We start from the raw sequence: 16,564 nt of genomic DNA, 5'->3' as shown, positions 1-16,564 counted from the left end.
GTTCCACGTGAAACAATCATTAAATCTAGAATCTCTTCTGTCAGGCTGAGCGGAGTCGAAAGCCTTTTTTAAATGAATAACAAAGCAACATATTTAAAGGTGAAAGATCACTCAGTTTCGGGTGAAGAATTTCAATTATTGTATAATGAAGAACTCGATATGTTGGAGACCTTTCCTCAACCCAAAGCAGAAAACCTTTCAGAATATTATATGAGTGAAAACTATATTTCGCATACAGACACCAAGCGAAATCTTTTAGAGAGAGTTTATCATGTTGTTAGAAATATATCTTTAAAACGGAAGTTGAAATTGATTAACTCATTCAATTCTGATGATAAAACGCTCTTAGATATCGGATGTGGCACAGGTGATTTTTTAGATGTAGCTCAAAAAGATAATTGGAAAATTACAGGAATTGAACCAAATGAAAACGCAAGGCACATTGCGAATTCTAAAACCAAGCATTCCGTTTTTGAAATAGAACATCTAGAGAAGTTAGAGGCTAACAGTTTTGATGTGATTACGCTATGGCATGTACTAGAGCATTTACCTAATATAGAAACACATATAAAACGATTTAAACACCTTTTAAAACCAAAAGGAACTTTAGTAATTGCGGTTCCTAATTATAAAAGTTATGACGCTTTGTATTACGAAAACTTTTGGGCAGCTTATGATGTGCCAAGACACTTATGGCATTTTTCTAAAACTTCAATTGAAAAAATATTTAAAAAGGAGGGAATAGAACTAAAGAAAACTATACCAATGATTTTTGATTCCTATTACGTGAGTTTACTTTCTGAAAAATATAAATCAGGATTCATGAATCCTTTTAAAGCATTTTGGACCGGGATGCTTTCAAATCAAAAAGCAAAACGTTCAAAAGAATATTCGTCTCACATATACATCTTAAAACAGCAATATTCTTAAATAAAAGACGCCTATTTAATTAATTAATGTAAAATACTAGATTATAAGTCTAGAAATTAAAATGCGCTTAAATCGCTTTATTTCAATTTGTTTTTAATAAGTTTTAATTATACGTAGTGATTGTTTGTATAGATTTAATGAATAGTTGGGAATTTACTAAAATCACAAGCTAACTTTTATACATTTGCAAAAATTAAATTTGAATTATAGAATTATGAAAAGAATAATTTTAGGTCTAATCATTGCAACATCATTTTCATCTTGTCAGAAGCAGGAAAAAGTTGCATTCATTGATAATGGAAAGGTAATTAATGATTATCAAATGAAAATTGATCTTGAAGAAGAATTTAAGGCTAAAGACGAAGCCTTTAAAAAGAAAACAGATAGTATTGGTCAGGCTTTTCAGATCGAAGCACAAGCCTTTAATTTGGCTGCAGCTAAAATGTCTAAAAAAGCACAGCAAGAAAAATACCAGGAACTAGGTCAAAAACAACAAATTTTGCAACAGCAAATTCAGTATGAGCAGCAGATAATGCAACAGGCTTTTAATACCGAAATGGATTCTGTGATTTTAAAAGTCAATGACTTTGTTGAAGATTATGGAAAAAGCAACGGCTATACATTTATATTTGGAAAAAACCAGGCTGGTAGCGTTTTATATGGTGAAGAAGCTAAAGACATTACTGAGATAGTAATTAAGGCTATTAATGATAGCTATAGTAAAAAAGACAATAAAGAGACAGATGAGGCTTCTGCAGAAGACAAAAGTACTAAGGAATAGAACTAAAACTTCTAAACTAAAAATATTAAAGCCGAGCTTATGCTTGGCTTTTTTTATGCAGTAAACGTGTTAATTTAATTGATAAATCAGTAAGAATAATCTTAGAGTTTCCGTTGCGCTCTATGTGATATATGGCGTTTTGTAATTCGTTAGAAATTTCTATAATATTAGAATCGTGTACAAAAGGAGCAAACTTTTCTAATTTAAAACTTTCTGATTTTGGTTCTACATATACTAAGTCATTAGCTTTATAATTAAGCAATAAGGCTTGCCTAAAATAATTTAAACAAAAGGCCAAAAACTTCTTTTGTGTTTCACGACCAGTTTTGGCAATTTCTTCGGACCATGAAATTAAATCGTGTATAGCACTTTTATTGCCTTTTGCTTTAAATGCAGATCGCACCCACAAAATAAACCACTTTTCAAATTGAATGTCTTCACTGTCCTGATAAATTAAATCACAGGCTTTATTAAAATTACCATTAGCTTGGTGCGCAATTTTTATTGCTACGGCAGTCTCAATATGGTATTTAGACACAAGCGCTTCTGCAATGACATTTTCAGCTAAAGGAGGAAAATGAAGGATTTGGCAACGCGATCTAATGGTGTTTATAATTTGCTCTTCATCTTCTGCTATAAGTATAAAAACGGTTTTCTCTGGCGGCTCTTCAATAAGTTTAAGAAGCTTGTTTGCCGAAGCAGTGTTCATTTTCTCAACCATCCATATAATCATTACTTTATAACCACCTTCATAGGACTTAAGCGTTAGTGACTTTACAATCTCATGAGCTTCATCTACACCTATTTGCCCTTGCTTATTATCAACACCAAGCAACCTGTACCAATCAAAAAGATTACCATAAGGTTGCTGGTCTAGAAGTTGGCGCCATTCTTCTAAATAAAAATTAGAAACAGGCTTACTTTTTACTTTATCACTTGTCGTTACCGGAAAGGCAAAATGTAAGTCGGGATGCGAAAAGTTTTTAAACTTTAAGTTACAGGAGTCATTGCCACCAGTATTTTCACCATTAGAATTTCCGCAAAGAATATATTGCGCATAAGCCAAAGCCATTGGCAACGTACCAGAACCTTCTGGGCCAACAAATAACTGGGCATGTGCAATTCTTCCAGCATCAACACTTGTTGTGAGATGATTTTTGATATGATTCTGACCTAAAACGTCTGAAAATAACATATCGCAAAGCTATACAATATTTTACCGTTATAAAACTTTACGTATAGAGATTGATGTTTGAGTTTGATTTTAAAATGGCTTAAAGTTTCTGTTTGTCTAATGACCATTATGGACTTATATTTGTTTTCCAAAATTTATAACATGAAGACACTAAACGATTTCGATTTTAATAATAAAAAAGCATTAATCCGTGTAGATTTTAATGTACCACTAAATGATAGTTTTGAGGTTACTGATGCAACAAGAATTGTATCTGCAAAACCTACAATCATTAAAATATTAGAAGATGGTGGAAGCTGTGTTTTAATGTCACATTTAGGAAGACCAAAAGGTGTTCAGGAAGAGTTTTCATTAAAGCACATTATTCCAAAAATTGAAGATATTTTAGGTGTAGAAGTAACGTTTGTAAGCAATTGTATTGGTGAAGAAGCTGAAGCAAAAGCAAAAGCATTACAGGCAGGTGAGATTTTGCTATTGGAGAATTTACGTTTTCACGACCAAGAAAAACAAGGTGATAAAGATTTTGCTGAGCAACTCTCTAGATTAGGAGATATTTATGTTAATGATGCCTTCGGAACGGCACACAGAGCACACGCCTCTACAACAATAGTTGCACAATTTTTCCCAGAAGCAAAATGTTTTGGGTATTTGTTGGCAAAAGAGATTGAAAGCATAAAAAAGGTTTTAGAAGATGGTGAAAAACCTGTTTTAGCAGTGCTAGGTGGCGCAAAAGTGTCTTCAAAAATCACAGTTATCGAAAATATATTAGACAAAGTAGACCATCTCATTATAGGAGGAGGAATGACATTCACTTTTATAAAAGCTCAGGGTGGAAGTATTGGTGATTCTATATGTGAAGACGATAAAATGGAATTGGCACTAGATATTATGAAACAAGCTGAGGCAAAAGGTGTAAAAATTCACTTACCTGTTGATGTTATTGCTGCAGATGCTTTTAGTAATGATGCTAATACACAAGTTGTAGATGTAGAGCATATTCCTGAGGGATGGCAAGGACTTGATGCGGGTCCAAAATCACTAGAAAATTTTGATGTCGTAGTTAATGAATGTAAAACTATTCTTTGGAATGGACCTCTTGGTGTTTTTGAAATGGAAAGTTTTGCTAAAGGAACCATAGCATTAGGTGATTCCATTGCAAGTTCGACTAAAAACGGTGCATTTTCTCTTGTTGGAGGAGGAGATTCCGTTGCAGCGGTTAAACAATTCGGTTTTGAAAATAAGGTAAGCTATGTAAGCACTGGTGGAGGTGCTATGTTAGAAAGTCTAGAGGGAAAAACACTTCCCGGGATTGCTGCGATTTTAGACTGATAATCTAAAAAACACTATTTTAGACCCTATAGCGTTTAAAGAAGTATCAAATCTATTATTTATGAGAATTAAGTCAGTAATATCTACATTGGTTTATATAACCATGTGTTTTGGGTTTTCTCAAACAAAGACAGATACTATTGCTAAACCAATTTCTGAAACAAAAAAAGTCAACGACTCACTTATTGATGGTAAGTTTGTTGTCGATGGAAAAATGATTCCTGCGGAAGTAGATTCCTTGGGTGTTAAAAATCTGGAAGATTTACCAGAAGCGGCAGAATTAGATCAAAAATGGTTAGATGAATTGTATAGTAATTCACTATTTGATACCATATACAAGTCAGTTACCGAACTCACTTATGAGCCGGTTGATTATCCAGAATTAACTACAGACACACTCAAAGCAAGACTGAAACGCCTGAATGCCAGAACACCTTTTAATGTAGAATATAACCCATCCTTAGAGAGTGTAATAAAAAGATATCTTAAGCACAGAAGAAAATCTATGGAGAGGTTAATGGGCTTGAGTCACTTTTACTTTCCAATGTTTGAGCAAGAATTTGATAATTACAACATTCCATTAGAGATGAAGTATTTGTCTATTGTAGAATCTGCCTTAAAGCCAAGAGCAAGGTCTAGAGTTGGTGCTTCAGGCTTATGGCAGTTTATGTTTACTACAGGGAAAGAATATGAGTTAGATGTAAGTAGTTATGTAGATGAGCGCAGTGACCCTATAGAATCAACTACAGCTGCAGCACAATACTTATCACGATTGTATAAAATATTTGGTGATTGGGATTTAGCATTAGCAGCGTATAATTCAGGACCGGGAAATGTAAACAAAGCCATTAGACGTTCAGGAGGTTACCAAAACTATTGGAACATTCGTCCACACTTACCAAGAGAAACGGCAGGTTATGTGCCAGCATTCTTAGCTACTATGTATATTTTTGAATATGCAAAAGAACATGGCTTCAAGCCAGAACGACCGCCTTTTCAGCATATTCAAACCGATACGGTTCATGTAAAGCAAATGATTACTTTAGATCAAGTTGCTGAAACTACAGGAGTTAATATAGAAGAGCTTCAATTTTTAAACCCATCTTACAAACTAGATATTATTCCAAAAGTTGAAGGTAAGACCTATGTGTTACGTTTACCTAGAGAAGCTGTAGGTGTTTTTACATCTAATGAGGAGAAGATTTATGCATTTGCAAAAGCAGAGTTTGATAAACGCGAAAAGCCTTTACCACAGCTTTTTAATACAGATACTAGGGTTAGATATCGTGTAAGAAGTGGGGATTATCTAGGTAAAATTGCCAGAAAATATGGTGTTAGAGTCAGCCAAATAAAGCGCTGGAATGGACTTAGAAGCAATAATTTAAGAATTGGTCAACGATTAACCATATACCCTAGAAACCCAGTAGCTTCCACAAAATCGAAAACCACAAAAAAGCCCGTAAGTGCAAAAGGAAAACAAATCTACAAAGTAAGATCAGGTGACTCTCTTTGGAGTATTGCACAAAAATTTTCTGGAGTTTCTGTTCAAAATCTTAAAGATTGGAACGATATTAGTGGTAACAAACTCAAAACAGGAATGACACTCGTTGTGTCTGAATAAATAACACCAATAAAACTTATACTCATGAGAGCTTTATACACCATAATGTTATGTATGCTATTAGTAGCGTGTGGAGATAGTAAAAAAGAAGATAATCAAACCTATTTACCAGAATCTAACGGAAAACTCAATCATATATCCGTTGTCGTTGATAACCTTTTATGGGAAGGTAGTATAGGAGAATCCATCAGAACTCTCTTTGCAGCACCTTTAACGGGTCTACCCTTAGACGAACCTATGTTTAACCTAAAACAAATTCCACCGCAGGTTTTTGATGGTTTTACTACACGAAGCAGAATTATACTCAAAATTGAAAAAGGCGCAGAAGAGCCTACAATAAAAATAGCAAATGAGGCTTTTGCAAAACCACAAACTATCGTTATTGTTCGTGGTAAAACCAACCAAGATATTATAAATCAACTCAACCAAAATAAAACTAAAATTCTAGATGCCTTTAATAAGGAAGAGGTAAAGGAAAAGCAGAGGCGTATCAACAAATCATTACTTGATGTTAGTGAAATAGAAAAACGTTTAGGTATTTCGGTAAAGGTGCCTTCGGCTTATAGAATATCTAAAGCAGAAGATGGATTTTTATGGGTGAGAAAAAATTTAAGTAATACTAAAACAATTGAGTTAATGTTTTACCAAGTGCCAATGGAAACCATTTCAAAAGGTGATAGCACCATTATTGATATTGTAAATATGCGAAATGAGATTACAAAAACAAAGATTCCTGGCGAAGATGGTATATATATGGCGGTAGAAGATGCTTATGCTCCGGGCTTGTTTAATACTATTATAGATAATAAACCAGCTTATGAGGTAAGAGGACTTTGGGAGATGGTAGGTTATACTATGGCTGGGCCATTTATCACCTACGCTATTGAAGACAAGGTCAATAATCGTTATCTTATAGCTGGAGGTTATGTTTATGCGCCATCATTAGACAAAAGAGAATATGTTTTTGAATTAGAATCTATAATAAAATCTATAACTATTAAATAGAAAAAGCCAACATCTATTGTCGGCCTTTTCCTTTATCTTAAGAAGAATGTACACTATTCTTTTTCTTTATTATCTGTCGAATCTTCTTTGCTTGCGTCTTTAAATTCTTTGATGCCGCTTCCTAACCCTCTCATTAATTCAGGGATTTTTTTACCACCAAAAAGTAATAAAATGGCAACCACAATCAGAATTATCTGAGGGGCACCAATTGCTAATGGGACAATACTTAAAGTCATAATTAAAAATTTAGACTACAAAGTTAGTAATTATAGTTTAATTATAACGTTACAAATCTAACTTTAGCACTTTACAGTAGTGCTATTTCACTATTTTAATTAATTTTGTTTTGATGGCAAAAAAGAAAAAAGACGGAAAGAAATTTGCTAAAAAACTATTGCATAAGTATCGTTTGGTTATTCTTAACGAAGATACTTTTGAAGAGCGCTTTGCTATTAAACTCACGCGTCTAAATGTTTTTGTGCTTACATCCTTATCTGCTATTTTCTTAGTGTTTTTCACTATTTTATTAATAGCTTTTACACCCCTGCGTGAGTATATTCCTGGCTATTCTTCTTCTAAACTTAAAAAAGAAGCATCAATTTTAAACTACAAAACAGATTCTCTTGTTCAGGAATTAGAACTTAATAAGCGTTACTATGCCTCAATAAGAAAGGTTTTAACAGGAGATGTGGCCTCGGTAGATTTTGATAGAGATTCTCTGATCAAAGCAGCCCAAAACGATATAGACATTCTTCGGGTTACCACAAACAAAGAAGATTCTTTATTAAGAGCAAAGGTAGAAAAAGAGGATAAGTATAACTTATTTGAAGCGTCAACAACACCAAATAATTTTGTATTATTTCCACCAGTAAACGGTACCATTTCAGAAGCTTACAACATTGAAGAAAAGCATTTTGCTGTTGATGTTGTCGTTGCAATAAACACACCTGTTAAAGCTACGGCAAATGGCACGGTTATATTTGCAGAATGGACTGTAGAAACAGGTTATGTGGTTATTATAGAACATAATCAAGAACTAATTTCGGTTTACAAACATAACTCTGCCATTACTAAGTCCCAAGGAGATTTAGTAAAAGCAGGTGAAGTTATTGCAATGTCTGGTAGTACAGGCGAATTAAGCACAGGACCACACCTTCATTTTGAACTTTGGAGTAAAGGCTATCCTGTAAACCCCACTAATTTTATTGATTTTCAGTAATGCCATCGGTTAAAGCAGCACTATCCAAACCATTTGCAAAATACATTGCAAGGCGCATTAAAAAATGGGCTTCAAAACCCATTGAAACCCAAGAAAGGGTGTTTCAGAATTTAATTTCTGAAGCAAAGTATACGGTTTTTGGTAAAGATCACAATTTTAATGAGATCAGAACTTATGAAGATTTTATATCTCGTGTTCCAATAAGAGATTATGAAGAATTGAAACCCTATGTAGAACGTGTTGTAGCTGGTGAAAAAGACATCCTTTGGAAAGGAAAACCCATTTATTTTGCGAAGACCTCAGGTACTACCTCTGGCTCAAAATATATTCCAATTACCAAGGAAAGTATGCCAACACATGTTGAGGCGGCTAGAAATTCTATTTTAATGTACATTAACGAAACAGGAAATTCAAAATTTGTTGACGGAAAGATGATTTTTCTACAAGGCAGTCCAATTCTAGAAGAAAAAAACGGAATTAAACTTGGTAGATTATCTGGCATTGTAGCACATTATGTACCAAAATATCTTCAAAAAAACAGAATGCCAAGCCTTAAAACCAATTGTATTGAAGATTGGGAGACCAAAGTTGATGCCATTGTAGATGAGACAATCAACAAAGATATGACTATTATTTCTGGTATTCCTTCTTGGGTACAGATGTATTTTGAGAAACTTATTGAGAAAACGGATAAAAAAGTGGGTGATATTTTCGCCAATTTCAATTTGTTCATTTTTGGTGGTGTAAATTACGAACCCTATCGTGCCAAATTTGAAAACCTCATAGGAAGGAAAGTAGATAGTATTGAATTGTATCCGGCTAGTGAAGGGTTCTTTGCGTTTCAAGATAAACAAGATGAAAAGGGTATGTTACTTCAGTTAAGTTCAGGAATCTTTTATGAGTTTGTTGAAGCAGACCATTTTTTTGAAGAACGCCCAAAACGCATTACAATTAAAGATGTAAAGCTTGGTGTAAACTATGTAATGATTATTTCGACCACCGCGGGTCTCTGGTCTTATAACATTGGTGATACAGTAGAGTTTACATCACTAAATCCATACCGTGTTATTGTAAGTGGTCGAATTAAACATTTCATTTCGGCTTTTGGGGAACATGTTATTGGAAAGGAAGTAGAACAAGCCTTAAAAGAAGCAACTCAAAACACATCTATTGCTGTAAATGAGTTTACGGTAGCACCACAAATTAATCCTAAAGAGGGGTTGCCATATCATGAGTGGTTTATTGAATTTGAAAAAGAACCTAAAAATGAAATAGAATTCGTTCAAAAATTAGAACAATCGCTTCAATCGCAAAACAGTTATTATCTAGATCTAATCAAGGGAAAAGTTTTAACACCATTGAAGATTACAAAAATTAAAAAAGACGGTTTTAAAAACTATATGAAATCTATCGGAAAATTAGGAGGACAAAATAAAATACCAAGACTATCTAATGACCGAAAAATAGCTGATAACATGTACGAACTACAATTAACGAAATAACGCTATATTTGCAGGTTAAAATAACGTATGAGTACAACTAAGAGAAGACATAAAAGAACTCGAGCACAAGAAAGCTCAAATGCTATTGAGCGCATGTATATAACAATGCGTCACCTCTTTAACCGTGGGTTCTATAAACCCATGGGAGTTTCTGGCGAAACGCTTCGTGAGGCACTACTGTTACTAAGACCCGAAATTTATGGCTCAATTGCTGAGGAAAAAGCAGAAATCGAAGGCTTGCTTTATGTCATTGATCGTTTACCACAAGGTATTGAAGAGTGCACTTTTATTAACCTTACAAGTGATGAAGGGTATGCGAATTCACATTTTAAACCTATAATTCCGCCAAAGCGAAGACGTAATTGTTATCGTATTGATGATGAACAAATGAATATTGAGATAACCAGAGGACGATCTGAAATTTACGATATTTTAACACACCTTACTTTTCTATTTGTAGAATCTCATAAAATAAGTAAGCGTATAATTATTAATGAAGAAGGCGCAACAGTAAGAGATTGGCAAAAGTTGGAGGATGCAGTAACATCTACCAAAAAACTCACTCAAAAGGAACGTGAAATTGCCATCACTCATACAGCTAATATTCTTGGTAGAACCTTTAATGAATTGACTGAGGCTCATCCAAAGTTTGCAACTGAAGATCAACCAGAACGATTACTCCATATCGTTTATTGGTTAGGTAAGTTGGCTATTGAAGAAGTTGTGAACGGAAATAAAAGAACAATAACATTTAGCCCAGTTTTAAGAGAACGTTTAGGCCATCATATTCACGGTGAAATATGGGCAGATAACATAAAAAATGTTTTGCATAAAAATGGATTATTAGAGCGCCCAATTCATATTATAAGTGCCAATATGCATAGTGTGATGAATTCTATTTTCGCAAAAGGAACATTAAAAGGCGCTGAAGCTAAAAAAGATATTTTTGAGGTATATGAAACACTTAGTAATTCAAAAAATGCAGCACTACGCAATAAAGTAGAAAAATCAGCGTTGCAAAACGGAATGCTATATATAAAAGATACTTCTGGGACCAACATAGACGTTCAGATTTTTGACACTGATAAGATAGATTTTTCTAAAACAGACTTTGATTATGACACACCTCTTAAGGAGGAAAAAGCAGTTGTTTTTGTTATGGACTATGCTTTTGGTGAACAAGCTTATGAAACCTTAGATGAGTTTTTAAAACCAATTAAAGCTGATGGAAAAAAGGTGCATTTAGACGTGAGGTCTATTTCAATAATGGGAAAAGCAGGCATTTTAGAAGGAGGTAAAGGAGACGTTATGATTCCTTCAGCACATATTTTTGAAGGCACAGCCGATAATTATCCATTTAATAACGAGTTAAGTAAAAACGATTTGTTAGATTGCGGAGTTGATGTTTTTGAGGGCACTATGGTAACCGTTTTAGGCACATCTCTTCAAAACAAGGAGATTTTAAAGTTCTTTAAAAATTCCACATGGAATGTCATCGGATTAGAGATGGAAGGTGCGCATTATCAAAAAGCAATTCAGGCTGCATCAAAAGTACGAGGTAGTATTAATGAAGATGTAAAAGTAAGATATGCTTATTATGCAAGTGATAACCCATTAGAAACAGGAAGCACATTAGCATCTGGTGGGTTAGGAACCTCTGGTGTTAAGCCGACATACGTAATAACAAAAAAGATATTAGAACAAATATTTAATTCATAGAAAATGAGTGATAAGTTACCACAAGAACCACAAAGTGAAGAGGTAGATTTAGGGCAATTGTTTAATGCGATAGGTAAATTGTTTGAGAAGCTTTTCAACTTTATAAGTAAAGTTTTAAAAGGTCTTTTTTCAGCTTTAATTTTTGCATTAAAACCATTTGTTAATAATTTTAAATGGGTAGCTATTGTTTTAATGTTAGCCGCACTTCTTGGTTATATCTCAGAAAAACTCAGCAAGCCTGTTTATACATCTGATATGCTTGTACGACCTTATTACGACTCTAAGTATCAGCTAGCAAACAACATAGATTACTTTAACGCATTAATAGCATCTGAAAACCACCAAGAGTTGGCAGAAATTTTTAATATTGATAGTGATTCCTCTGCTTCGCAAATGTTGGGTTTTGAAATTGAAATAGGGCCAGAAACCCCAAATGATTTGTTGCAACAATATGATGCTTATATTAAATCAATTGACAGCACATTAGCCGTTGATTTAACTTATGAGGATTTTATTGAGAATAGAGACGTTTTGGCAGGTAATGTCTTTTCTATTAAAGCTAAAGCCACAAGGAACGATATTTTTCCAAGTCTTGAAAACGGTTTCATTAAAACTTTTGAGAATGAATATAGTAGAAAAGTTAAAAGAAGAATGGACTCTACTCGCCTTGTAAAAAAGGATAACTATTTGGCAGAACTAAAAAGAGTTGAGAGTCTACAAGAAATCTATATTGATATTAAGAAGAACGAATCAGAAAAAGGAGAGGCCTCAATAGGAGTAGGTGGTCTAATACCAATAACCATAGAAAAGACTACAACTAAAGAATATGAATTATTTCAGGAAGAGTTAAAGATTAGAAAAGCATTAAGAGCTATAGAAGAAGAAGAAATAGAGCAAGGTGATTTTTTCGATATACTCTCTGGCTTTGAAGAGGTTGGTTCTAAAGAAACGGATCTGTTTAACAAACATTCCTTATTGTTTCCCGCTATATCTTTGCTGATTATGATTTTGGCGTATGCCTTGTTTAAGGTGTTTAAGTTTATTAAAGAATATGAATAAAAGCCAAAACATATTGGTTACTGGCGGAGCTGGGTTTATAGGCTCAAATTTCATATCATACTTTTTAGAAAAACATAATAACATTAAAATTGTTAATTTAGATAAGCTTACCTACGCGGGTGAGCTTTCTAATTTAAAGAGCTTAGAAGGTAATACAAACCACACTTTTGTAAAAGGGGATATCTGTAATTCAGATTTAGTTCATTCACTTTTTCAGGAGTATAATTTTTCTGCAGTTATCCATTTTGCTGCTGAATCTCATGTTGACAATTCAATTAAAGCACCAGATGCTTTTATAAACACCAATGTCTATGGCACATTTAATTTACTTAATGTTGCCAAAAACCATTGGATGGAAAATCCGTTTGTATGTAAAAAAGGTTGCGAGCAAAATCGGTTTCACCATATTTCTACGGATGAGGTTTATGGCACGTTGGGAAAAACGGGTTTATTTACAGAGAAAACACCTTATGCACCTAATAGCCCATATAGCGCATCAAAAGCAGCTTCAGACTTTATAGTAAGAAGTTATTTTCACACATACGGAATGAATATTGTCACTACAAATTGCAGCAATAATTATGGTCCTCACCAACACGATGAAAAACTAATCCCTACAGTTATTAGAAAAGCCATTACCGGGGAAAGCATTCCTATTTATGGAGACGGAAAAAACATTAGAGACTGGTTATATGTAGAAGATCACTGTAAGGGCTTAGATTTAGTATTTCAGAAAGGAAAACAAGGGGAAACATATAATATAGGTGGAAAAAACGAAAGAGATAATTTATATATTGCTAATAAAATTTGTAACATTCTAGATGTGCTTAGACCGAAAGACAAATCCTATTCTCAGCAAATAACATTTGTTAAAGATAGGCCAGGTCATGACTTTAGATATGCCATTGACGCATCTAAAATAGAGAATGAGCTTAGGTGGAAAGCCGAAGAGAATTTTGAAACAGGAATTGTAAAAACTATTAAATGGTATTTAAATAAATACGAACAGGAATGAAAGGTATTGTTTTAGCAGGAGGTTCTGGCACAAGATTACACCCACTCACATTAGCAGTTAGCAAACAGCTGATGCCCATTTATGATAAGCCGATGATTTATTACCCTATATCGACACTTATGTGGTCTGGGATAAGAGAAATCCTTATAATTTCCACTCCAGAAGATTTACCATTGTTTAAAAAATTGCTTGGTGACGGTAAACGATATGGGTGCGATTTTCAATATGCAGTTCAAGAAGCACCAAACGGTTTAGCTGAAGCTTTCATTATAGGGGAAGACTTTATTGATAAAGATAAAGTCGCTCTAATACTAGGAGATAATATATTTTATGGAACAGGGTTAGCTGATTTGTTACAGCAAAACAACGATCCTAATGGAGGAGTTATTTATGCTTATCATGTACACGACCCAGAGCGTTATGGAGTCGTTGAGTTTGATAAAAATGGAACAGTAGTTTCTATTGAAGAAAAACCTAAGATCCCAAAATCTAATTACGCTGTTCCGGGGATTTATTTTTATGATAACACAGTAGTGGAAATAGCCAAAAGCATTAAACCCAGCAAAAGAGGTGAATTAGAAATTACAGACATAAACAAAACATATCTAGATCAAAACAAACTAAAAGTTAGCGTGCTAGATAAAGGTACAGCATGGCTAGATACAGGCACATTTAAATCTTTAATGCAAGCCTCACAATTTGTTCAGGTTATAGAAGAACGTCAAGGTCTAAAAATAGGAGCAATTGAAGAGGCTGCATATAAAATGGGCTACATAAATAAAACACAGTTTAAACAAGCTATAAAACCCTTAATTAAGAGTGGTTACGGTAAGCATTTACAAGGCTTGCTTTCTGAGTAAATATATGATTGTAAAAAAAACAAAATTAAAAGGCTGTTATTTATTAAAGCCTAAAATCTTTGAAGACAAAAGAGGGTATTTTATCGAGAGTTTCAATAGAGAAACCTTTAGAAATATCACAGGCTTAGATGCTAATTTTGTTCAGGATAATGAAGCGAAATCGTCAAAAGGAGTGCTTAGGGGGCTTCATTATCAAAGAGGCGAATTTGCCCAGGCAAAATTAGTACGTGTTATAAAAGGCAGTGTTTTAGATGTGGCTGTTGACTTAAGGCGTAATTCATCAACCTTTGGAGAATACGAAATGGTTAAGATTTCTGAAGAAAACAAACTTCAATTCTATATACCAAGAGGCTTTGCTCATGGATACTTAGCATTAGAGGATGAAACCATTTTTAGTTATAAGTGTGATAATTTCTACAAAAAGGAAGCAGAAGCAGGAATAATTTTTGACGACCCAGATTTAAATATCAATTGGAATTTTCCTATAGACCAACTTATAATTTCAAGCAAAGACTTAAAATTGCCAAAGCTTAAAAACACTCAATTATGAAACGAATTGTAGTCTTTGGCTCAAATGGTCAATTAGGAAAAACATTAAAGTCTATAATAAAGAAAGAACCTAATGAATATGTGTTTTGTTCAAAAAAGGATGTTGATATAACCGACAAAAGCATACTGGAACGAGTATTTAATGAACAAAATTTCGATTTTTGCGTTAATTGTGCTGCCTATACAAATGTTGAAGGCGCAGAAAAGAAAGAGGATGAAGCTTTTTTAATTAATGCCAAAGGCGTAAAAAACATAGCAGAAGTTTGTGCTCTCTACGATGTGAAATTAATTCATATTTCAACTGATTACGTTTTCGATGGAAAAAAAAAGAACCCTTATAAAACCAGTGATAAACCCAACCCAATAAATCAATATGGAAAGTCTAAATTAAAAGGAGAGTTTTACATCAAAGAAACACTAAAACAATATTATATTATCCGTACGTCTTGGCTATATTCCATTTACGGCAAAAATTTCCTAAAAACCATTATTAACAGCGTAGTAGACAATAAGCCAATAAGTATAACAACCAAACAACAAGGCACACCAACAAGTTGTTTAGACCTTTCCGAGTTTATAAAATTTATAATAAACAATTCAATTTCATATGGGGTTTATAATTTTTCTGCCAGAGGAAATACATCTTGGTATGGCTTTGCTAAAGAAATTGTACAACATTATTGTGCAGAAAAAACAAACATTATTTCTTCAACGAATAACTTTGTAACATTAGCAAATAGGCCTAAATATAGTGTGCTAGATGTTAATAATACAGAAAGGGTTTATAAAGAATTAAATAAATGGCAACATAGCGTTAAAACTATTGTTGAAATAATAAAAAATGACAACTACTCAATAATTTAATTTTTTAAAATACAGAATTTTAAAAGGCTTACATTTGCCAATCTGTAATAATATAAATTGTAAGCAAAGACATAATATTATAAAAACCAGAACAAAACAAACTTATGACAGGTGTAGAAATAGATAAAAATTTAGTAATCGCTGTAGAAGCATCACTAAAAGCAGGTGAAGCTATAATGGATGTTTATGAAACTCCTTTTAGTGTAGAACTAAAAGATGATAAATCGCCATTAACGAAAGCTGATAGAAAGGCTAATGAAATTATCAATTCGTTTTTAAAAGAAACACCAATACCAATAATTAGCGAAGAAAATAAGCAGATTGATTTTTCAAGACGAAAAAACTGGAACACCTGCTGGATAGTTGATCCAGTAGATGGAACAAAAGAATTCATTAAACGCAATGGTGAGTTTACAGTTAATATCGCTCTAGTCAAAAACGGAGTACCACAACTTGGCGTAATCTATGTGCCAGCAATAAAACGCTTATATTTTGCTGATGTAATAAAGAAACAGGCTTTTTCAGCAGAGCTACCATTTCACAACGCAAAAATGGAAGATGTGATCAACGCTTCTAAGTCTCTTAAACCCAAAAAACAATCTGGTACTGTTGAGGTTGTGGGTAGTCGATCTCACATGAGCCAGGAAACTTTAGATTTTGTTGAAAGCCTTAAAAAAACAGGAAAAGCAGTAAGCATTGTTTCAAAAGGGAGTTCTTTAAAATTTTGTTTAGTCGCAGAAGGGAATGCTGATGTCTATCCTAGATTTGCTCCTACAATGGAATGGGATACTGCTGCGGGACATGCCATTTGTAATGCTGTCGGTATAGATGTTATAGCAGAAGACACAAAAGAACCACTTTTATACAATAAGGAAAACTTACTCAACCCATGGTTCATAGTTTCTAAACGCTAAAC

16 protein-coding genes are annotated in these 16,564 nt (G+C 33.6%); 14 read left to right on the top strand and 2 right to left on the bottom strand.

The window, feature by feature from the left end; all coding sequences use genetic code 11:
- The first annotated feature begins 72 nt into the window (after positions 1-72).
- Positions 73-930, top strand: a complete 858-nt coding sequence (locus Q0912_RS10680) for a class I SAM-dependent methyltransferase (protein WP_299114888.1) — start codon at positions 73-75, stop codon at positions 928-930.
- Between the two features lie 214 nt (positions 931-1,144).
- A complete protein-coding gene (locus Q0912_RS10675; RefSeq protein ID WP_299114886.1) occupies positions 1,145-1,711 on the top strand; it encodes an OmpH family outer membrane protein in 567 nt (188 codons plus the stop codon).
- Between the two features lie 37 nt (positions 1,712-1,748).
- On the opposite strand, the gene Q0912_RS10670 is transcribed toward Q0912_RS10675, so the two are convergent.
- Positions 1,749-2,906: a DNA polymerase III subunit delta' gene (locus Q0912_RS10670; RefSeq protein WP_299114884.1), complete on the bottom strand. Its 1,158-nt coding sequence runs from the start codon at positions 2,904-2,906 to the stop codon at positions 1,749-1,751.
- 141 nt (positions 2,907-3,047) lie between these two features.
- Between Q0912_RS10670 and Q0912_RS10665 the strand changes: the two genes are divergently transcribed.
- The 3 genes from Q0912_RS10665 (at position 3,048) to Q0912_RS10655 (ending at position 6,861) form a co-directional block, all read left to right on the top strand.
- Positions 3,048-4,235: a phosphoglycerate kinase gene (locus Q0912_RS10665; RefSeq protein WP_299114882.1), complete on the top strand. Its 1,188-nt coding sequence runs from the start codon at positions 3,048-3,050 to the stop codon at positions 4,233-4,235.
- A gap of 214 nt (positions 4,236-4,449) precedes the next feature.
- On the top strand, positions 4,450-5,856 hold the full coding sequence (locus Q0912_RS10660; RefSeq protein WP_299115121.1) for a LysM peptidoglycan-binding domain-containing protein: 1,407 nt from the start codon (positions 4,450-4,452) through the stop codon (positions 5,854-5,856).
- A gap of 24 nt (positions 5,857-5,880) precedes the next feature.
- Positions 5,881-6,861, top strand: a complete 981-nt coding sequence (locus Q0912_RS10655) for a DUF4837 family protein (RefSeq protein ID WP_299114880.1) — start codon at positions 5,881-5,883, stop codon at positions 6,859-6,861.
- A gap of 53 nt (positions 6,862-6,914) precedes the next feature.
- Here the strand turns inward: Q0912_RS10655 and Q0912_RS10650 are convergent, their stop codons facing one another.
- Positions 6,915-7,097, bottom strand: a complete 183-nt coding sequence (locus Q0912_RS10650; RefSeq protein ID WP_299114878.1) for a twin-arginine translocase TatA/TatE family subunit — start codon at positions 7,095-7,097, stop codon at positions 6,915-6,917.
- Between the two features lie 113 nt (positions 7,098-7,210).
- Here Q0912_RS10650 and Q0912_RS10645 point away from each other — a divergent pair, with 113 nt between their 5' ends.
- The 9 genes from Q0912_RS10645 to cysQ all read left to right on the top strand — a co-directional run bounded on the left by Q0912_RS10645 (position 7,211) and on the right by cysQ (position 16,562).
- Positions 7,211-8,080 carry a M23 family metallopeptidase gene (locus tag Q0912_RS10645; protein ID WP_299114876.1) on the top strand — a complete coding sequence of 290 codons (870 nt, stop codon included), beginning with the start codon at positions 7,211-7,213 and terminating at the stop codon, positions 8,078-8,080.
- Entirely contained in the window at positions 8,080-9,582 is a 1,503-nt protein-coding gene (locus Q0912_RS10640; protein ID WP_299114874.1) for a GH3 auxin-responsive promoter family protein, read from the top strand. Before Q0912_RS10645 ends, Q0912_RS10640 begins: the two co-directional genes overlap by 1 nt.
- 27 nt (positions 9,583-9,609) lie before the next feature.
- Positions 9,610-11,301 carry a hypothetical protein gene (locus tag Q0912_RS10635; RefSeq protein ID WP_299114872.1) on the top strand — a complete coding sequence of 564 codons (1,692 nt, stop codon included), beginning with the start codon at positions 9,610-9,612 and terminating at the stop codon, positions 11,299-11,301.
- A gap of 3 nt (positions 11,302-11,304) precedes the next feature.
- A complete protein-coding gene (locus tag Q0912_RS10630; protein ID WP_299114871.1) occupies positions 11,305-12,360 on the top strand; it encodes a DUF1097 domain-containing protein in 1,056 nt (351 codons plus the stop codon).
- Positions 12,353-13,375, top strand: coding sequence for a dTDP-glucose 4,6-dehydratase (gene rfbB / locus Q0912_RS10625; protein ID WP_299114869.1), 1,023 nt, complete (start codon positions 12,353-12,355; stop codon positions 13,373-13,375). The genes Q0912_RS10630 and rfbB overlap by 8 nt, the downstream gene beginning before the upstream one ends.
- Positions 13,372-14,235, top strand: a complete 864-nt coding sequence (rfbA, locus tag Q0912_RS10620; RefSeq protein ID WP_299114866.1) for a glucose-1-phosphate thymidylyltransferase RfbA — start codon at positions 13,372-13,374, stop codon at positions 14,233-14,235. Before rfbB ends, rfbA begins: the two co-directional genes overlap by 4 nt.
- Positions 14,236-14,239: 4 nt before the next feature.
- Positions 14,240-14,785, top strand: a complete 546-nt coding sequence (gene rfbC / locus Q0912_RS10615) for a dTDP-4-dehydrorhamnose 3,5-epimerase (RefSeq protein ID WP_299114864.1) — start codon at positions 14,240-14,242, stop codon at positions 14,783-14,785.
- Positions 14,782-15,648, top strand: coding sequence for a dTDP-4-dehydrorhamnose reductase (gene rfbD, locus Q0912_RS10610; RefSeq protein ID WP_299114862.1), 867 nt, complete (start codon positions 14,782-14,784; stop codon positions 15,646-15,648). Before rfbC ends, rfbD begins: the two co-directional genes overlap by 4 nt.
- A gap of 104 nt (positions 15,649-15,752) precedes the next feature.
- Complete coding sequence (gene cysQ, locus Q0912_RS10605; protein ID WP_299114860.1) at positions 15,753-16,562, top strand: 3'(2'),5'-bisphosphate nucleotidase CysQ; 810 nt, start codon at positions 15,753-15,755, stop codon at positions 16,560-16,562.
- Positions 16,563-16,564: the final 2 nt, after the last annotated feature.

The organism is uncultured Winogradskyella sp., from assembly GCF_947498345.1.
Classification (GTDB): Bacteria; Bacteroidota; Bacteroidia; order Flavobacteriales; family Flavobacteriaceae; genus Winogradskyella.
Note: the sequence above shows the minus strand (reverse complement) of the source record. Positions and strands in the feature narration are given on the sequence as shown.